Annotated in this window: 17 protein-coding genes; 13 read left to right on the top strand and 4 right to left on the bottom strand. The window is 64.7% G+C overall.

The genetic code is table 11. The features are described from left to right. Window positions 1-89: 89 nt before the first annotated feature. The 3 genes from RBB16_RS06715 to RBB16_RS06725 all read right to left on the bottom strand — a co-directional run bounded on the left by RBB16_RS06715 (window position 90) and on the right by RBB16_RS06725 (window position 3045). On the bottom strand, window positions 90-1607 hold the full coding sequence (locus RBB16_RS06715) for an NADH-quinone oxidoreductase subunit NuoF (RefSeq protein ID WP_306045430.1): 1518 nt from the start codon (window positions 1605-1607) through the stop codon (window positions 90-92). Continuing rightward, window positions 1604-2080, bottom strand: coding sequence for a formate dehydrogenase subunit gamma (locus tag RBB16_RS06720; protein ID WP_306045431.1), 477 nt, complete (start codon window positions 2078-2080; stop codon window positions 1604-1606). Before RBB16_RS06720 ends, RBB16_RS06715 begins: the two co-directional genes overlap by 4 nt. An 89-nt stretch (window positions 2081-2169) precedes the next feature. Then, window positions 2170-3045: a LysR family transcriptional regulator gene (locus RBB16_RS06725; protein ID WP_306045432.1), complete on the bottom strand. Its 876-nt coding sequence runs from the start codon at window positions 3043-3045 to the stop codon at window positions 2170-2172. 259 nt (window positions 3046-3304) lie between these two features. Here RBB16_RS06725 and RBB16_RS06730 point away from each other — a divergent pair, with 259 nt between their 5' ends. The 6 genes from RBB16_RS06730 to RBB16_RS06755 are packed head-to-tail and all read left to right on the top strand — an operon-like array spanning window position 3305 to window position 10486. Beyond that, the gene (locus tag RBB16_RS06730) at window positions 3305-4606 is read left to right on the top strand and encodes an amidohydrolase family protein (RefSeq protein ID WP_306045433.1); all 1302 of its coding nucleotides are present in this window, start codon (window positions 3305-3307) and stop codon (window positions 4604-4606) included. Window positions 4607-4642: 36 nt separating this feature from the next. Further along, window positions 4643-5626 (top strand): BMP family protein, encoded by a 984-nt coding sequence (locus RBB16_RS06735; RefSeq protein WP_071691418.1) that lies wholly within the window; start codon window positions 4643-4645, stop codon window positions 5624-5626. A gap of 13 nt (window positions 5627-5639) precedes the next feature. Continuing rightward, window positions 5640-6998: an amidase gene (locus RBB16_RS06740; RefSeq protein ID WP_306045434.1), complete on the top strand. Its 1359-nt coding sequence runs from the start codon at window positions 5640-5642 to the stop codon at window positions 6996-6998. Beyond that, window positions 6995-8515 carry an ABC transporter ATP-binding protein gene (locus tag RBB16_RS06745; protein ID WP_306045435.1) on the top strand — a complete coding sequence of 507 codons (1521 nt, stop codon included), beginning with the start codon at window positions 6995-6997 and terminating at the stop codon, window positions 8513-8515. Before RBB16_RS06740 ends, RBB16_RS06745 begins: the two co-directional genes overlap by 4 nt. Beyond that, window positions 8505-9548, top strand: coding sequence for an ABC transporter permease (locus tag RBB16_RS06750; RefSeq protein WP_306045436.1), 1044 nt, complete (start codon window positions 8505-8507; stop codon window positions 9546-9548). The genes RBB16_RS06745 and RBB16_RS06750 overlap by 11 nt, the downstream gene beginning before the upstream one ends. Further along, on the top strand, window positions 9545-10486 hold the full coding sequence (locus RBB16_RS06755; protein ID WP_306045437.1) for an ABC transporter permease: 942 nt from the start codon (window positions 9545-9547) through the stop codon (window positions 10484-10486). Before RBB16_RS06750 ends, RBB16_RS06755 begins: the two co-directional genes overlap by 4 nt. Here the strand turns inward: RBB16_RS06755 and RBB16_RS06760 are convergent. Then, a complete protein-coding gene (locus tag RBB16_RS06760) occupies window positions 10483-11139 on the bottom strand; it encodes a GntR family transcriptional regulator (RefSeq protein WP_306045438.1) in 657 nt (218 codons plus the stop codon). The two genes, RBB16_RS06755 and RBB16_RS06760, sit on opposite strands and share 4 nt — an antisense overlap. 259 nt (window positions 11140-11398) lie before the next feature. Here RBB16_RS06760 and RBB16_RS06765 point away from each other — a divergent pair, with 259 nt between their 5' ends. The 7 genes from RBB16_RS06765 to RBB16_RS06795 all read left to right on the top strand — a co-directional run bounded on the left by RBB16_RS06765 (window position 11399) and on the right by RBB16_RS06795 (window position 19109). Then, entirely contained in the window at window positions 11399-12475 is a 1077-nt protein-coding gene (locus RBB16_RS06765; RefSeq protein ID WP_306045439.1) for a Gfo/Idh/MocA family oxidoreductase, read from the top strand. Window positions 12476-12593: 118 nt separating this feature from the next. Further along, window positions 12594-13607 (top strand): TRAP transporter substrate-binding protein DctP, encoded by a 1014-nt coding sequence (gene dctP / locus RBB16_RS06770; RefSeq protein WP_306045440.1) that lies wholly within the window; start codon window positions 12594-12596, stop codon window positions 13605-13607. Between the two features lie 39 nt (window positions 13608-13646). Then, complete coding sequence (locus tag RBB16_RS06775) at window positions 13647-14210, top strand: TRAP transporter small permease (RefSeq protein WP_306045441.1); 564 nt, start codon at window positions 13647-13649, stop codon at window positions 14208-14210. Beyond that, the gene (locus RBB16_RS06780; RefSeq protein WP_306045442.1) at window positions 14207-15502 is read left to right on the top strand and encodes a TRAP transporter large permease; all 1296 of its coding nucleotides are present in this window, start codon (window positions 14207-14209) and stop codon (window positions 15500-15502) included. Before RBB16_RS06775 ends, RBB16_RS06780 begins: the two co-directional genes overlap by 4 nt. Window positions 15503-15513: 11 nt before the next feature. After that, window positions 15514-17406 carry a bifunctional sugar phosphate isomerase/epimerase/4-hydroxyphenylpyruvate dioxygenase family protein gene (locus RBB16_RS06785; protein WP_306045443.1) on the top strand — a complete coding sequence of 631 codons (1893 nt, stop codon included), beginning with the start codon at window positions 15514-15516 and terminating at the stop codon, window positions 17404-17406. Further along, window positions 17403-18284 carry a shikimate dehydrogenase gene (locus RBB16_RS06790; RefSeq protein WP_306045444.1) on the top strand — a complete coding sequence of 294 codons (882 nt, stop codon included), beginning with the start codon at window positions 17403-17405 and terminating at the stop codon, window positions 18282-18284. The genes RBB16_RS06785 and RBB16_RS06790 overlap by 4 nt, the downstream gene beginning before the upstream one ends. A gap of 12 nt (window positions 18285-18296) precedes the next feature. Further along, window positions 18297-19109 (top strand): citryl-CoA lyase, encoded by an 813-nt coding sequence (locus RBB16_RS06795; protein WP_306045445.1) that lies wholly within the window; start codon window positions 18297-18299, stop codon window positions 19107-19109. The last annotated feature ends 68 nt before the right edge of the window (window positions 19110-19177 follow it).

The following is a 19177-nucleotide window of genomic DNA, read 5'->3' on the forward strand; positions in this document are numbered from 1 at the left end:
CCTCCATCGCCTTCATCTTGGCGAAAATACCTCGGGGGGTCCCGGGGGCTGGTCGACGCCGAAGGCGGCGAAACCACTCATGGAACAGCTCATTCCGCAGCCTCCTTCTGGCGCGCGAAATCATCGGGGAAGTGGGTCAGCGCCGACATCACCGGGAAGGGCGTGAAGCCCCCAAGCGCGCAGAGAGACCCGTCCTTCATGGTCTCGCAGAGGTCCGTCAGCAGCCCGATGGCCGACGCATCGCCTTCCGCGATCCGGTCGATGGTCTCGACGCCGCGCACCGCGCCGATCCGGCAGGGGGTGCATTTGCCGCAGCTTTCCACCGCGCAGAACTCCATCGCGAAGCGCGCCATTTTCAGCATGTCGGCTGAGTCATCGAAGATGACGACACCGGCATGGCCGATCAGCCCGCCCGCCTGGTCGAACTCCTCATATCCAAAGGGCGTATCGAACTGGTCGGGATGCAGGTAAGCGCCCAGAGGCCCGCCCACCTGAACCGCCTTCACCGGACGGCCAGAGGCGGTGCCGCCGGCGACCTCGTTTACCAATGTGCCGAGCGGCATGCCAAAGGCGGTCTCGAAGAGGCCCCCGAATTTCACATTCCCCGCGATCTGGATCGGCATGGTGCCTTTCGACCGGCCCAGGCCAAAGCCCGCGTAATGCGCCGCGCCCTTCTCGAAGATCACCGGCACGGTCGCCAGCGACAGCACGTTGTTGACCACCGTGGGCTTGCCGAGGAAGCCTTCCAATGCGGGCAACGGCGGCTTGGCGCGCACGATGCCGCGCTTGCCTTCGAGGGAGTTCAGAAGCGAGGTTTCCTCGCCACAGACATACGCGCCCGCACCGACGCGGATTTCCATGTCGAACGCCTTGCCCGACCCCAGAACATCCGCGCCCAGAACACCCGCCGCACGCGCCCGGCGCACGGCCTCTTCCATCACGGCAATCGCATCGGGGTATTCCGAGCGCAGGTAGACATAGCCCCTGGTCGCGCCCACGCCGAGGCCCGCAATCGCCATGCCTTCGATCAGGCAGAAGGGGTCGCCCTCCATCACCATGCGGTCGGCGAAGGTGCCGCTGTCGCCCTCATCGGCGTTGCAGACAATGTATTTCTGGTCAGCCTCGGCCCCCAGAACCGTGTTCCATTTGATCCCCGTGGGGAAGCCCGCGCCGCCCCGGCCGCGCAGGCCGGAGTCGGTCACTTCCTTGACGATCTCGGCCCCCGTCATGGCAATCGCGCGGCGCAGACCGGCGAGGCCGCCATGCGCCTCGTAATCAGTAAGGTCCAGCGGGTCGATCACGCCGACGCGGGCGAAGGTCAGGCGGGTCTGTTTGGCGAGGAAGGGGATGTCTTCAACGGGACCGAGCGAGGCGAGTTTGCCGTCGAGCAGCGCCGGAACGTCCTCGACCGCGACCGGGCCATAGCCCACACGGGTGCCGTCCTGTTCCAGTTCCACCAGCGGCTCCAGCCAGATCATGCCGCGGGTGCCATTGCGGATCACCTGCACGTCGAGGCCACGGGTGGCAGCTTCGGACATGATGGCGTCTGCCACTTCATCCGCGCCGAGCGCCTTGGCAGCGCTGTCGAGGGGGACGTAGATTTTCATGCGCCTGCCTCCGCCAGAAGTTTCGCCATTTTCGCGTCATCGACGCGGCCCACCACCTTGTTGTCAACCATCGCGGCGGGGCCGCAGGCGCAAAGGCCAAGGCAATAGACCGGCTCGATCGTCACCGCGCCGTTGGCGGTGGTGCCGTGCCATTCGGTGCCAAGCTTTTCCAGTGTGCGCGCGGCCAGCGCGTCGGCACCCACGGCCTGACAGGCCTCTGCCCGGCAGATCTTGACCACGTGACGCCCGGCGGGAACCTCGCGGAAATCGTGGTAGAAGCTCATCACCCCGTGCACCTCGGCGCGGGTGATGTTCAGCGCATCGGCGATCACCGGCAGCGCGCCTTCCGGCACACAGCCGAACGCGTCCTGCAACGCATGAAAAATGGGAAGAAGCGGTCCTTCGAGATGCAGTTGAGAGGCGACGATCTCGCGGATCTCCTCTGCACTCGGGGCGGGCTTGGAAAGGGACATGGCTGGCTCCGGTCTTGTCGGGGCCGTAATCACCCGCGCGACCTTCGTGATTCAATATCGCTTTTCCGTCAGTCGATAGGGATTTTCTATCAACGAACCTCCGACATGCGCCGTGCTTCCGCCAGCAATGCCTCCAGCACCGGGGTATGGGGTTCGCGCCATGGCGCGACCAGCCCCACGCCCGCCCCGGAAAGCGGAATGATTTCAAGGGGTTTCCCCCCGGTCAGGAAGCGCGCCATATCGGCGGGCAGCACCGTCAGAAAGCCCCCTTCCAGCACATTTGCCACCAGAACGACCGTGGAATTCGACTCCACCGTCGCCTCCGGCACCACGCCCGCGCTCTCGAAGTTTTTATTGATGATCCGCCGGTTCTGCATGTCCGGCGTCAGAAGGCACAGTTTTTGGCCGTCCAGATCACGCCAGCGCACCTCTTTTCGCCCCGCGAAGGGGGAATCGTTGCGGCAGACCAGCATGTAGCGTTCCTCATAGAGCGGCTCGGTGCTGACGCGGCCCGTGGGTTCATTGTCGAGATAGGAAATGCCTGCATCCACATCGAGGTTCTCGATCATCGTCAGGATCTCGATCGAGGTGCGCGACAGGATCGTGAAGCGCACATTGGGGTGCTTTTCGGTGAACCGCGTCGTCAGCTTGCCCGCCCAGGTCAGCGCCGTGGGAATGACCGCGATGCGCAGCTGCCCCGCCAACCCGTGCCGCGAAAACCGCATTTCCTCGCGCAACTGACGCGCATCGCCCACGATCTTGCGCGCCCAGACCAATGCGCTCTGCCCTTCCGGCGTCAGTCCGCCGTAGCGCGAGCCGCGAAAGATCAACTGGACACCAAGCTGTTCCTCCAACTGCTTGATCCCCGCCGACAGCGTCGGCTGCGTGATCCCGAGGCTTTGCGCGGCGCGGCCGAAATGGGCCTCTTTCGCCACCGCGATGAACATCTCCAGCTTGTCGAGCATAATAGAGGATTCCTATCGAATGCAGGAATATTGATAGACCGCCCCCGCCACTCTGAAAAGAGCGCATGCGAATCTGATTCGGCGTTTCTATTGGGGATGGTCTTGGCAAAGCTTCCCCAACGGCACTTTTTTGCAGGCAATCGCCGTCAGTAAGTGCCGGAAAATGTGACAGAAGCGTTTTTTCGGGGCAAATTCCACGAAAGGTTTGGGGATTTTGCGAAATTTATTTACCATATAGTCAAAAATCGGGAGATGGGGGATGCTGGACATCATCATAAGGCAGGCAAACCTGCCGGACGGACAGGGGCCGGTCGATATCGCCATCCAGGGCGACAAGATCGCAGAGATCGCGCCCCGGATCGACGCCACCGCACGGGAGGAGATCGACGCCACGGGCCGGCTCGTCTGCCCGCCCTTCACCGACCCGCATTTCCATATGGATGCGACGCTGAGCCTTGGCCTGCCGCGCATGAATGTCTCGGGCACGCTGCTGGAGGGCATCGCGCTATGGGGGGAGTTGAAGCCGCTTCTGACGCCTGAGGCGGTGATCGAACGCGCGCTTCGCTATTGCGACCTTGCGGTGTCGCAGGGCCTACTGGCGATCCGGTCGCATGTGGACGTGTCGACCGCGCCGCTGGTGGGGGTCGAGGCGCTCTTGGAAGTGCGCAAGCAGGTTGCGCCCTATATCGACCTGCAACTGGTGGCCTTCCCGCAAGACGGGCTCTACCGCGCGGAAAAGGCAGAGGAAAACCTGATACGCTCGCTCGATATGGGGGTCGATGTGGTGGGCGGCATTCCGCATTTCGAACGCACCATGGCCGATGGTGCGCGGTCGGTCACGCGGCTGGCCGAGATCGCGGCGGACCGGGGCCTGATGCTGGATCTGCATTGCGACGAAAGCGACGATCCGATGTCGCGCCACGTGGAAACGCTGGCCTATGAAACCACGCGACTCGGGCTTGGCGGGCGGGTCACGGCCAGCCACGTCACCGCGATGCATTCCTATGACAACTATTATGCGTCCAAGCTCATCCCCCTGATCGCGGAAAGCGGCATGAACGTGGTGCCCAATCCGCTGATCAACATCACCCTTCAGGGCCGGTCCGACACCTATCCGCGCCGTCGCGGCCTGACCCGCGTGCCGGAACTGCGCGCGGCGGGCGTGAACGTGGCCTTCGGGCAGGATTGCACGATGGACCCTTGGTATTCGCTCGGGTCCGCCGACATGCTGGAAGTGGCGCATATGGGCGTGCACGCGGTGCCCATGACCTCACGCGAGGCGATGGACTGGGCCTTTACCTCGGTCACCCAGAACGGTGCCAAGGCCATGGGCCTGCCGGACCCCACGATCCGGCCAGGCGGCCCGGCCAGCATGGTCGTGCTGCAGGCCAAAGACCCGATCGAGGCGGTGCGGATGAAAGCCACACGGCTGGCGGTTCTGAAACACGGCAAGGTGCTGTCGCGCACTGCGCCGCGCCTGGCCACGCTGTCCCTGCCCGGCCGCCCGGAAACGCTCGACCCGGCGGACTACGCGCCGGTCTCGGCGGAAAACCCAACATAAAAAACCAAAACCGAACTCAACAGAGAGGATTAACCCATGAAACTCACCACCACCCGCCGTCAGCTGATGATCGGTGCTGCCGCAACGCTCGCCACACCTGCCTTCGTGCGCCGCGTGAACGCGCAATCGGCTGTGCGCATCGCAGGCGTCCACATGTCGCCCGTGGAAAACGCCTGGAACAGCCGCATCCACCTGGCCATGCAGGAGGCCGCGGCCTCTGGCCTGATCGAGTATGAATTCTCCGAAGGCGTGGCCCCCACCGACTACCCCCGCGCCATGCGCGAATATGCCGAGGGCGGCGCGCAGATCATCTGGGGCGAATCCTACGCCGTGGAGCGTGAGGCGCGTGAAGTGGCGGGCGACTATCCCGAAACCGCGTTCCTCATGGGCTCCTCCGGCGGGCCGGATGGTGACAATTTCGGCGTCTTCGGCACCCGCAACCACGAGGCGGCCTACCTGGCGGGCATGCTGGCGGGCCATATGTCCGAAAGCAATGTCTTCGGCTCGGTCGGCGGTTATCCGATCCCCGAGGTGAACCTGCTGATCAACGCCTTCCGCATGGGTGTGGCTGAGGTGAACCCCGACGCCACCTTCCTCAACGGCTTCATCGGTGCATGGTTCGACCCGGCCCGCGCGCAGGAAGCCGCGATTGCCCAGATCGACGCGGGCGCGGATATCCTCTTTGGTGAGCGGATCGGCACGGCGGACGCGGCGCAGGCGCGGGGCGTCAAGGCCATTGGGTCGCTGATCGACTATACGCCGCGCTACCCCGGCACCGTCTTCGCCAACGCGATCTGGAACTATGGGCCCACGATTGAGGCCATCGTGGCAGACGTGCAGGCGGGCAACCCCACTGGCCGGAACTACACGGAATACTCCTTCATGGCCCATGGCGGGAACGAGCTGATCTACGTGGCCGACGAAGTGCCCGCCGAGGCGATCCCGGCGATGGAGGCCAAGCAGGCGGCCATTGCGTCTGGCGAATGGGACGTTCCGATCGACGAAAGCGAACCGGCCTGATCGGGGCGCTGACGTGACCGACGCCACGGCCCTTGCCGCCGCCATTGCCGAGGGGCAGGTTTCTGCCGCCGACGTGATGGAGGCAAGCCTTGCCGCCTGCCACGCGCAGGGGGCTTTGGGGGCCGTGGTGCATCTGGATGAAGACATGGCCCGCGCAGGCGCAGCGGCGGCGGACAAGCTGCCGAAAGATCAGCGCGGGCCGTTTCATGGCGTGCCTTTCCTGGTGAAGGATTTGGGTGGATTTGCGAAGGGGTTGTCCCCTGCTGCGGGCTCCGCTGCCATCCGCGCACAGGCGCGCAGGCCAGAGGCCGACAGCCACCTGTTGCAGGACCTGCGGCGCACAGGGCTCATTCCCTTCGGCATTACCGCAACGCCCCCGTTCGGCCTCTCCCTGACCTGCGAACCGGAAGGGCTGCCCGCCACCCGCAACCCATGGAACCCGGACCTCACCCCCGGCGGATCGTCCGGCGGCGCGGCGGCGGCGGTTGCTGCCGGGATCGTCGCCATCGCCCATGCCACCGATGCCGCCGGGTCCATCCGCGTCCCCGCCGCTTGCTGTGGCTTGACCGGCTTGAAGCCCTCTCGCGGCGCAGTTCCGGGTGGTCCCGACTTTGCCAATCACCTGATGGGGATCGCGTCGGAACTGGTTCTTGCGCGATCGGTGCGCGATGTGGAAGCAGCGTTCGGAGCCGTCTACCAGCCGCTCGCCCCCTATCACCTGTCAGACCGGCCCCGCATTGCCCTCGCCCTGCCCGACCGCTGCGGCCCAGACCAGAAACGGGCCGCAAAAGACGCCGCCGAGGCGCTGCGCGACGCGGGCTGCGAGGTGCATGACGTGCCCGCCCCCGACCGTATGGGGGCCGAGGCCCATGCCATCGCCCGCACGATCCTGTCGGTGTCGCTGGCCGAGTGGCTGGCCGCGCTGAAGATCCCCGACGATCAGGTGCCGCCCCTTGCCGCCGCCATGGCCGCCGAGGGCCGCGCGATGCCCGCCACCGCGCTTTTCGCCGCCTCCCGGCAACTGGCACGGCTGACCAACCGCGCCCGTAAACTCTTCGTCGCGGCGGACGCGGTGCTGATGCCGGTCCTGTCCTCAGCCCCCCTGCCCGTCGGCGCGCTTGACCTGTCGGGCAGCGACCCCGAGGCGCATATGGCGGCGCTGGAGGCCTTCGCCCCGAACGCGGCCCTGGCCAATGTCGCGGGGCTGCCCGCGCTGGCGCTGCCCTTCGGCATGGCAGTCGGCCTGCCCCTTGGCGTGCAACTGATCGGCCCGCAGGGATCGGACTTCGCGCTGCTCTCGCTGGCGGCCATGCTGGAACCCCGCGCCCCCGCCCTTCCCTTCCCCTTCCCAATCGCAGGCCTGCCCGTATGACCAAGGTTCTGGAGCTTCACAACATCACCAAGCGGTTCGGCGCCCTGACCGCCAATGACGACGTGACCCTTACGCTCGACCAAGGCGAAATCCTCGCGCTGCTTGGCGAAAACGGCGCCGGGAAAACGACGCTGATGAACATCCTTTTCGGCCATTACGCCGCCGATGAGGGGCATGTGAAGGTCTTCGGGCAAGAACTGCCCCCCGGCCTGCCGCGCGCGGCCATCGCGGCGGGTGTGGGCATGGTGCACCAGCATTTCACGCTGGCGGGCAACCTGACGGTTCTGGAAAACGTGATGCTGGGGTCGGAGCCGCTGACCCGGCTGACATCGGCGCGGGGGGCCGCACGAAAGAAGCTGATGCAGATCGCCGACCGCTTCGGCCTGCCGGTGAAGCCCGAGGCGAAGGTCAGTGCGCTGTCCGTGGGCGAACGGCAGCGGGTGGAGATCCTGAAGGCGCTCTACCGCGATGCGCGGGTGCTGATCCTCGATGAACCCACGGCGGTGTTGGCCCGGCCCGAGGCGATGCGGCTGTTCGAGACCCTGCGCGACATGACCAAGGAGGGGCTCTCGCTCATCTTCATTAGCCATAAGCTGCATGAGGTCATGGCGGCCTCCGACCGGGTGGCGGTGCTGAGGGGCGGTAAAATGGTGGCCGAACGGCGCACCAATGACACGAACCCCGGCGAGTTGGCGGAGCTTATGGTTGGCCGCAAGGTGGAACGGCCCGTGCGCCATGACCACCAGATCGGCGCGCCGGTGCTGGTGGCGGACAAGGTGCGGGTGGCGGATGGCGGGGAAACCCGGCTCGATGACGTGTCCTTCACCGTCCATGCAGGCGAAATCCTGGGCATCGTCGGTGTCTCCGGCAACGGTCAGGCCGCGCTTGGCGCGCTTCTGTCGGGGCTGGCGCATCCGGCCTCTGGCTCGCTCACGCTCGCGGATCAGGATGTGGGCCATCTGGGACCGCGCGGCATGATCCGGGCGGGCGCGGGCCGGGTGCCGGAGGACCGCCATTCGGAGGGCGTGGTGGGCGAGCTTAGCCTTTGGGAAAACGCGGTTCTGGAACGGCTGCGCACGCCGGAGTTTTCGCGCCGGGGCTTCGTGCGGCAAGGCGCGGCCAGAGCCTATGCGAATGACCTGATCAAGCGCTTCGACATTCGCGGGGCGGCCCCCGACACGCGGATCCGGCTGCTGTCCGGCGGCAATATGCAAAAGCTCATCCTTGGCCGCGTCCTGTCCAACGGGCCGCGTTTCGTGCTGGCGAACCAGCCCACGCGGGGCCTCGACGAGGGTGCGATTGCCGCTGTCCATGCCGAGTTGCTGGCGGCACGGGCCGAGGGCGCCGCGATCTTGCTGATATCGGAAGAACTGGAGGAAGCCGTGGCCCTGTCGGACCGCATTCAGGCCATTGTGAAAGGCCGCCTGTCGGAACCAATCTCGGCGGACGAGGCCGACCCGCAGCGATTGGGCCTGATGATGGCCGGTGTCTGGACGGAGGACGATCATGCGGCTTGAACGACGCGCCCATGTGCCCCTGCACCTTGTCATTCTCGCGCCGCTCGCGGCCATCTTCGCGGCGCTTCTGCTGGCGGCGGGGCTGATTGCTGCGGCGGGGGTGAACCCGCTGACGGCCTATGGCGAGATGCTGACCGGCGCGCTAGGCTCGCGGCTGTCGATCACCGAGATGCTGACGCGGGCAACGCCGCTCATCTTCACCGGGCTTGCCGCCGCCGTCGCCTTCCGCGCGCGGCTGTGGAATATCGGTGGCGAGGGACAGTTCTTCGTCGGCGCGCTGGTCACCGCGTGGATCGGCCATTCCCTGGGCGTGCCGGGCTGGATCGGCATTCCGCTGCTGATGCTCGCGGGCATGGCGGCGGGCGCGGCGCTGCTGGCGGGGCCTGCCTTCTTGCGGCTGCGCTTTGGCGTGGATGAGGTGGTGACCACCTTGCTGCTCAATTTCATCGTGATCCTCTTCGTGGGGCTGATGATCGAAGGCCCGATGCGTGACCCGCTGGCCTTCGGCTGGCCCTCTTCCGTGCCGGTGGATGGCGATTTCCGCCTGCCCGATCTGGTGCCGCGCACGCGCCTTCACATCGGGCTTCTCTTCGCCATTGCCGCCGCCGGGGCCGTCTGGCTGGTGCTCGCGCGCACCGTCTTCGGGGCGGAGACGCGGGCGGCTGGCCTCAATGCCTCGGCCGCCGCCTTCGCGGGCATTTCCCTGCCCAAGACCATCATGGGCGTGGCGCTGCTCTCTGGCGCTTTGGCTGGCCTCGCCGGGTCGGTCGAGGTGATGGGCGTCACGGCGGGTGTCACCACCACGATGAGCCCCGGCTTCGGCTACGCGGGCATCGTCGTGGCCATGCTCGCCGCGCTTCACCCCGCGGGGGTCGTCGCGGCTGCCGTCTTCGTCGCCACGGTCTTCGTGGGGGCCGACGCCATGAGCCGCGCGACCGGCGTTCCCAGCTTCATCGCCGATGTGATCGTGGCGCTGTGCCTGCTGACCATGATCGTGGCCCTTCTCTTTACAACCTACCGGGTGCGCCGATGAGTGACGCGATTGACCTTCTGATGAACACGAGCCTCTGGGCGGCGGTCCTGCGTATTGCGACGCCGCTGATTTTCGGGGTCCTCGGGGCGCTGCTGTGCGAACGTTCGGGCGTGCTGAACCTGGGGATCGAGGGGATCATGACCATGGGCGCGATGAGCGGCTGGCTCGCCGTCTATATGGGCGCGCCATTGCTGGTGGGGCTGATGGTGGCCGCGATCTGCGGGGCGTTGATGGGGTTGATCCATGCGGGGCTGACGGTGCCACTTGGCCTGTCGCAGCATGTATCGGGGCTTGGCATCACGCTCTTTGCGTCGGCGCTGGCCTATTACCTCTACCGGCTGATCGTGGTGGTGGGTGAAACCCCGCCCGCAATCGAGGCGTTTCAGCCTCTGGATCTGCCTGTCCTGTCGGACCTGCCCATTGTCGGACCGATCCTGTTTTCGCAAAGCGTACCGACCTATCTGGCGCTGCTGTCGGTGGCGGTCATGGCTTATGTGCTGGCGCGCACCCCGCTTGGGCTGGCCATTCGCATGACCGGTGAAAACCCCCATGCGGTCGAGGCGCAGGGGCTGAACCCGATCCGCATCCGCATTGGCGCGGTGGTGGCGGGATCCGCCCTGATGGCGGTTGGCGGGGCCTTCCTGACGACGGCGGCGTTCAACAGCTTCTTCCCCGGCATGGTGCAGGGGCGCGGCTGGATCTGCATTGCTCTGGTGGTGTTTGCCAGTTGGCGGCCGGGCAAGGCGCTGATCGGCGCGCTGCTGTTTGCCTTCTTCGACGCCTACCAGTTGCGGCTGCAAACGGCGATTGAGGGCGTGCCCTATCAGCTGTTCCTGATGGCGCCCTACGTGCTGTCCATCGTGGCGCTGATCCTGGTGGCGCGGCGCGCGGAAGTGCCCGCCGCCCTGATGGCCCCCTACCGCCGCGGGGAGCGTTAGGAGAACGCAGCCATCGCGTGGGACAGGCCGTTGCGGATATGGGTTTCCAGAATGGCCTGGGCCTTCGCAGCGTCCCGCGCGAGCGCCGCTTCGAACATCGCCCGGTGTTCCTGTGCCGCGATCTCCCCCCGATGGGTCAGCACGAGCATCTGGTAGCGCAGATACTTGTCAAACAGCGTGGCGTGAAGCGACAGAAGGTTGCGGGAATTGCAAGCCTGGATCATCGCCAGGTGAAATTCCCAGTCATAGCGCTTCCACTGTTCCTTGTTGGTCTCATCCCCGGACAGCATCTGCTTTTCCATCAGGTGCAGCTTGTGATGGGCAGCCACGAGGTTGCCTTCCCAATCCGCGTCCCCGTTCTCGATCGACACCTTGAGGGCGGAGCATTCCAGCAGCACCCGCAGATCGGCGATCTCGATCAGATCCTCGCGCGAGACCGGGGTCACGAAGAACCCGCGCTGTTCCTCGGCGGCGACAAAGCCTTCGCTGGCCAGCCGGTTCAGGGTTTCGCGCAAGGTGGACACGCTTGCGGCATAGCGCGATTTCAGCGGCTCCAGCTTCAGCTTCGATCCCGGCGCAAGCCGCCCGAAGATGATATCGCGTTTGATCGCGTCGTAGGTGGTTGAGCCTACTGTGTTCAGTGTCTTGATCATACCGATCTCCTGCCCGGTATTCCTTCGTTTTCCTGACAAGTAGCAACTTGTCCGACAAGCTTCAATCTAGCAGGATTTTTTACGTTTTTCAAAATATCCTATATTATTGATTTTATCTGCTAACACCTCTATCGTCGATTCGACAAACAAGAACAGGGCGCAATGCCCCTGCGACAGACCGGAACAGAACAGACGTGACATCAGCGGACGACATGACACCCACACGCAGAGATTGCCCTGACACGGGACGCGCAAAGCCATGAATGGCCCGACACGCATTGCGATTGTCGGCGCGGGATTGGTCGGCCGGCGTCACGCAGAGGCCATCTGGCGCAATCCGGGCGCGGATGTCTCCGCTATCGTCGACCCGAGTGACGAGGCCCGCCAGTATGCTGCACAGCACGGAATTCCCTGCCACGGCAGCCTTGCGGAGCTCTTTGCCTCCGACCATCCCGATGGGGTCATCCTGTCCACCCCGACCCTGATGCATGTGGATCAGGGGCTGGAGTGCATTCGCAACCGCTGTGCCGTGCTGGTCGAAAAGCCGATCTCCGCCAGCGCCAAGGACGCCATGCAACTGGTACGGGCGGCAGAACAGGCGGATGTGCCGTTGCTCGTCGGCCATCACCGCCGCCATAACCCGCTGGTCCAGAAGGCCAAGCAGATCATCGACAGCGGGGCCGTCGGCGCGATCCGCGCGGTGCATTCGCAATGCTGGTTCTACAAGCCCGACCACTATTTCGACATCGCCCCCTGGCGGACCCGCACAGGGGCCGGGCCGATTTCGGTCAACCTGGTGCATGACATCGACCTTCTGCGCCATCTTTGCGGAGAGATTGTCAGCGTTCAGGCGCAGACCGCCCCGTCGAGCCGCGGTTTCGAGAACGAAGAAGTGGCCGGTGCGGTGATGCGGTTCGAAAACGGCGCTATCGGCACGGTGACCCTGTCCGACGGGATCGTTGCACCCTGGAGCTGGGAACTGACCGCGCGCGAATACCCGGTTTATCCGGCCACGTCGCAAAGCTGCTACCTGATCGGTGGCAGCGAGGCGTCGCTGTCGCTGCCAGATTGCACCTTGTGGAACCAGACCGGCAGACGTGACTGGTGGGAGCCGATCAACGCGACCACTGTTTCCCGCCCCTCCTCCGATCCGCTGGAAAACCAGATCGCGCATTTCCTGTCGGTCATCGCCGGAGAGGCGGAGCCGCTGGTCTCTGGCCGGGAAGGCACCCGGACGCTCAGCGTCATCGAAGCCATCCAGAAATCCGCGCTGACCGGACAGGCGGAGGTGCCGGAAACCTTTGCGGACACGCCCTCTGTCGGGTTGGCCATATGACGAGAGACAGCAGGCAAGAGACATTCACCACGCCCCTTACGCACAGCCAAGGTTGTTGCGGGCGGCACTACCCAAACCGCTGACCATCCAGCAAAACTCGTGTCAGGGAGGACACATCATGAAACTGAACTTCACACGCAGAGCCGCCATGTCGGCAACTCTTGCCGCGGGCCTTCTGGCCAGCGCATCGGGCGCCGCCTTCGCGGATGGCCACATGATCCAGCTGCGGCTGTCCATGTCCGGATCGGAAACCGACCAGCGGTCCGTTGCCATGGCAGAGGTCTTCGGCCCCGCCGTGTCGGGCTTTGCCAGCTACGAACCCGCCTATAACGCGACACTCTTCGCGCAGGGCACCGAGCTGGAGGCGATCAGCCGCGGCAACCTTGAGATGACAATCTCCTCGGCGCAGGAACTGGCGCAGTTCTTCCCCGAGTTCTCGATCTTCACCGCAGGCTATGTCCATCAGGACGCCGCCCACCAGGTTGCCGTCTTCAATGACCCGCTGTTCGCGCCGTTCCAGCAGCGCGTGATCGACGATCTTGGCGCGCGTCTTCTGTCGGTGATGTATCTGGGCCGCCGTCAGGTGAACCTGCGCCAGTGCCCCGATGAGCTGACCGTCAACACCCCGGCCGATCTGGAAGGCGTGAACCTGCGGATGCCCGGCACCGATGCCTGGCAGTTCCTGGGCCGTGCGCTTGGCGCAGCGCCGACGCCGATGTCCTTCTCTGAAGTCTACACCGCCCTTTCAACCGGCGCCGTGGACGGGCAGGACAACCCGCTGCCGACCGTGGTTGACGCGCGCTTCTACGAAGTGACCTGTCAGATCGTGCTGACCTCGCATCTCGTCGACCTGAACTACATCACCATCTCCGAGGCCGTGTGGCAGAGCATGGATGCGGAACAGCAAGCCATCGTCCAGCAGGCCGCCGATGACGCCGCCGAACTGGGACGCCAGCGTCAGCTTCAGCTGGAGGACGAACTGGTCGCCTTCCTCGAAGAGCAGGGCATGACGATCTACGAGCCCGACACCGCCGCGTTCCGCGAGGCGGTGCAGGCGGCCTATCTCGACAGCGAATTTGCCGAGACCTGGCCCGAGGGTGTGCTTGAGCAAATCAACGCTTTGGGCAACTAATCGTCCCCAACCACATCATTCCGTTCCGGAGGTCGTCTCATGCTGAACAAGCTTCGCAAGTGGTTCACCCACGGAACGGAATTCATCGCCGCGATGATGCTCGCGGCGATGTTCCTGACTTTCCTGATCCAGATCTTTTCCCGTTACGTGATGCTGAACCCGTTCGGCTGGACGCTGGAACTGTGCCTTATCCTTTGGGTCTGGATCGTCTTTTTCGGCTGCGCCTTCATCGTGAAGGAACGCGACCACGTGACTTTCGACATTTTCTACCTCGCAGGCGGGCACCGCGTGCGTCAGGTGCTGGCGCTGGCCGCCGCCGCGGCCATCGTCATCGGCATGGGCATCTCTTTCCTGCCGACATGGGACTATATCGACTGGATGCGCATGCGACGCACCTCGACCGTGGAAAACCCCTTCACCGGTGACCGCATTCCGCTGCGCACGATCTTTTCCGTCTACGCCATCTTCATGATTGTCATCATCGCCCGCTACGCCTGGCGCTTTGTCGACGTGCTGCGCAATGGCCCGCCCGACGACGACCACGAGATTCCGGGCCACGACCCCGAACCGCCCCATATCCGCCACGGGGAGGACGCGACATGAGCTTTGAGCTTGCATCCTGCCTCGTCACGCTCTTCGTTCTGGCCGGGATCGGTACGCCGATTGGCTATGCGATCATCCTCGCCTCTCTCGTCTATCTGGGCTTTGCCGGGCTGGACCTCGCGCTTGCCGGTGAGAAGATCCTGCAAGGGCTCTACCGCAGCTTTATCCTGCTCGCTGTGCCGCTTTTCATCGTTGCCGCCAATATCATGAATGCGGGCACCATTTCGGACAGGTTGCTACAGTTCTGTGTGGCCGCCGTGGGCCGGTTCCGGGGTGGGCTTGGCCATGTGAATGTGGTGGCCTCGCTGATCTTTTCCGGCATGTCCGGCTCCGCTGTCGCGGATGCCGCCGGGATCGGCAAGATCATCATCCAGATGATGACCAAGGGCGGCCGCTACGCCCCCGGATATGCCGCCGCGATCACCGCTGCCTCGGCCACGATCGGCCCGATCATTCCGCCGTCGATCCCCATGGTACTCTATGCGCTGGTGTCCAACTCCTCCATCGGGGCGCTGTTTCTGGCGGGGATCGTGCCGGGGTTGATCATGGGCGTCGTGCTGATGGCGATGAATTACTACATCTCATCGAAGCGCGGCTTTGCGCTGGAAGAACCGGTGCCGCTGAAGCAACTGCCCCGGCATACTGCCAATGCCTTCCCTGCCCTTCTGATGCCGGTCATCCTGCTTTACGGCATCTATGGCGGGGTCACGACCCCGACCGAGGCCGCTGCCGTCGCCGCGCTCTATGCGCTGCTCTTGGCCGGGCTGTTCTACCGCGCCCTGTCGCTGCGCGCGCTTTACAACATCTTTGTCGAAAGCGCCCGGTCCTCTGCCGCTGTTGGCCTTGTGATCGGTGGCGCGCTGATCCTGAATTTCGTGGTGGTCTCGGAAAACATCCCCGCCATGGTCGCCAATTCGCTGGTCGGCATCGACATTCACCCGCTGGTTTTCCTGCTGCTGGTGAACCTGCTGATTCTCGCCCTAGGCTGTGTGCTGGACGCCACGACGATCATCCTTGTCATCGTGCCGCTGTTCATTCCCGCCTGCCGGGAACTTGGCATCGACCTGGTGCATTTCGGAGTTCTGGTGGTGGTCAATTCCATGATCGGGCTGATCACGCCGCCCTATGGCATCCTCCTGTTCGTGATCAACGCCGTAACGGGCATCGCGCTGAAAGAGATCATCGGCGAGATCTGGGCCTTCCTCGCTGTTCTGATCGGGGCGCTTCTGCTGCTGATCCTGTTCCCCGATCTGGTGTTGTTCCTGCCACGCTTGCTTGGATACGGAGGCTGAGGGGCCACGCCATGCCACTGACAATTGCCACCTCTGCCGTCCCCGGTGACGTCCCGCAGAAACTGAAGGCCATCGCCGAGGCCGGTTTCAATGGCATCGACCTGTCCGAGCCGGATTTCACCGGTTACGAGGGCAGCGCCCGCGATCTGGCCGGGCTTGCCACCGACCACGGGCTGACCATCTCGGCGCTATTGGCCTTCGACGGGTTGGAGGGGTTGGACGGTCCCGCGCGAGTTGCGGCCTTTGACCGGCTGGAGCGTGTGTTCGACCGGATGGGCGCGCTTGGGACGGATCTTCTGGTGGTCCGCGCCTCCTCCTCATCCAAAGCCAACCCGGAACGGGATCGGATTCTAGAAGACCTGAGTGAACTTGCCGCGCGGGCCGAAGCGCGCGGGGTGAAAGCGGCTTTTCAGGCGTTGCCATGGGCACGCACCCTGACCCGAGAGGATGATGCGGCGGAAATGATCGCAGAGATCGGCAGCAAGGCGCTCGGGCTTGGGCTGAACAGCCTCAATTCCCTCGCCGATGGCTCCCGCCCTGCCCGGTTGGGCGGCCTCAACGGCGCGCAGGTCTTCCATGTGCAGCTGTCCGACGCCCCGAAACTCGATATGGGCCTGCAATATCTCGCGCATCACTACCAGATCCTGCCCGGTCAGGGGGATCTGAACCTTGCAGGCTTCGTCCGGGTTCTGGCGCGGGCAGGCTATTCCGGCCCCTGGTCCATCGCCACCGCCAATGACGTCGCAACGAGGAACGGCCCCGCTGCCGTGGCCTCCGACGCCTATCGCGCCCTTCTGAACCTGCTGGACGAGGTGGACAGCCCCGAGCCGGGAATGAATTTCGACATCCCCGCCCTGCCAAAACGGGTCCGCGCAACCGGGTTCGAATTCATCGAGTTTGCCGCCGATGAACGCAGCGCCGACGACATGCGGAAAACCCTGAGATCCATGCGGTTCCGGCGCGAACGCCAGCACCGGACCAAATCGGTCGAGCTGTGGCGGCAAGGTGCGGTGAATATCGTCATCAACACCGAACGAAGCGGCTTTGCCCATTCCGCTTTCCTCGCCCATGGCCCAACCGTCTGCGACATGGGTCTGCGGGTGGAGGATGCGACGCTGACCGCCAAACGGGCAACGGGACTTGGCGGGTCGCTGTTCTCTCAGCCCGTGGGCGCGGGAGAGCTGGACATCCCCGCCGTGCGCGGCGTCGGCGGAAGCGTCGTGCATTTCATCGACGAGAAATCCGACCTGCACCGGGTCTGGGACATCGAATTCCTGCCCGTCCCCCGCACCGAGACCACGCAACCCGCGGGCCTGCGCAGGATCGACCACGTGGCGCAGACCATGCGCCACGAGGACATGCAGAGCTGGCTGCTGTTCTACCTGTCAACCTTCGACATGCGGAAATCGCCCGTTGTGGATGTGCACGACCCGGCAGGCCATGTCCATTCGCAGGCGATCCAGACCCCAGAAGGCGAGATCCGGCTCAACCTGAACGGCACCGAACCGGGACAGACCGTGGCCGGTGCCTTCATCGCCGACAAATTTGGCGCGGGCGTGCAGCATATTGCGCTTCTGAGCGACGATATCTTCGAAACCTCCGCCCTCTTGGCCGCGTCCGGTTTTCAGCGACTGGCCATTCCCGCCAATTACTACGCTCATATCCAGTCAACCTACGATCTAGACGCGGCCATGGTGGCGCGCCTCAAGGACGGAAACATCCTGTATTCCCGCACTGACGGCGGAGAGTTCTTTCAGATCTACAGCCTGCCGATCCTTGGCGGGTTTTTCTTCGAGATCGTTGAACGCCGGAACGGCTACACGGGCTATGGCGCGCGCAACGCGCCTGTGCGCATCGCGGCGCAAAGCCGTTTGCTGCGCCCCGCCGGGATGCCCCTGAGATGAGCCCAAAGCACGCCATGACGGCCGGGTTGATCGGGCACGGAATCGCGGGGTCGCTCACGCCGTCGATGCACGAGACCGAAGGGCGCGCCCATGGCCTAGACTACCGCTACGCCCGGATGGACACCGCCCTGCCCCCCTATCGCAGCCAGAGCCTTGCCCAGATGATCGACGCCGCGGAACAGGCAGGTTTTCGGGGCCTCAATATCACCCATCCGTTCAAGGTGCAGGTACTGCCCCTGCTGGACCAGCTCTCGCCGGAGGCCAGGGCGATTGGCGCGGTGAACACCGTCCAGTTCCACAACGGCAGCCGGATCGGGCACAACACCGATATCAGCGGCTTTGCCACAGCCTTTCGCGCCGCTTTGCCGGGTGCGGGAATGGATCATGTCCTGCTGCTTGGGGCTGGCGGCGCGGGGGCCGCGGTGGCCCATGCGCTGATTGCGCTTGGCGTGCGGGCGCTGTCCGTTTTCAGCAAGGAGCCAGACCAGACGCGGGCATTGCTGAACAGGCTTGCGGCGCAATACCCCGCGTGCCGCCTACGCGCGCCCGACACGCTTGACCTTGCGGCGCTGCGCGACGTGGGCGGTGTGGTCAATGCCACGCCCATGGGAATGGACGCCTATCCCGGCACGGCGATTGCCGTCGACTGTCTGCGCCCCGATATCTGGGTGTCGGATATCGTGTACTTCCCCCTGGAAACCGAGCTGCTACGGATTGCGCGGGCCATGGGATGCCGCACAATGACCGGGGCCGGCATGGCCATTCATCAGGCCGCACAGGCCTTTCAGATCATCACCGGTCAGCAGGCGGATGCCGACCGTATGGCCGCTGAGTTCGACAGGCTGACCGCATCTGATATGGTTTCAGCAGATTCTTAAGGATACCCCCAGATGACCGACGCAGACGAGATCCGCCATTGGTGGCGCACTTCCATCATCGACATGGAGCCGGGGAAGATCGCCTTTCGCGGGCACCCCATTCAGGACCTGATCGGGACTGTCAGTTTCCCGCAGATGATCTGGTTGATGCTGCGCGGCGACTTGCCGTCACCAGAGCAAGCCGCGCTGTTCGAATGCGCCCTCGTGGCGGGGGTCGATCACGGGCCGCAGGCCCCCTCGATCGCTGCCGCCCGCATGGCCGCGACCTGTGGCGTGGGGCTGAACAACGTGATGGCCACGGGTGTGAACATGCTTGGTGACGTGCATGGCGGCGCGGGGGAACAATGCGCCGTGCTGTACTATGATATCGCTGCCAGGATTGATGCGGGCGCGGGTCTGGATCAGGCGGTTCGCGACGGGCTCGATGTCTGGCGGGCCGAGTATGGCAAGATCGTCTCGGGCTTTGGCCACCGCTTTCACAAACCCGTCGATCCACGCGCGCCGCGCCTTATGGCGCTGGTGCGTGAGGCTGCGGCCGCAGGCACGGTCAACGGTCGCTTCGCCGTGATCGGCGAGGCCGTGCAGGACGAGCTTGGCCGCCAGCGCGGCGGGCGTCCGATTGCGATGAACATCGACGGGGCCACGGCGGTGATCTTCTGCGAACTGGGATTTCCCCCGCCCCTGTCGCGCGGGCTGTTCTGCCTGTCGCGGTCCGTCGGTGTGCTGGCCCATGGCTGGGAACAGATGCAGCAAGGTGGCCGCAACAAGGGGCCGATGCCGCCGAAATTCCTTCCGGAATACCAGCCCAAGGACGTCACCAGCTAACCGCAGCCTCCCTGCGAAGAGGCCAGATCGACCGCATGCAGCCGCGCCCTCACCGCGCGCGGCCTTCG

Source organism: Nioella sp. MMSF_3534, assembly GCF_030732985.1.
GTDB lineage: Bacteria > Pseudomonadota > Alphaproteobacteria > Rhodobacterales > Rhodobacteraceae > Nioella.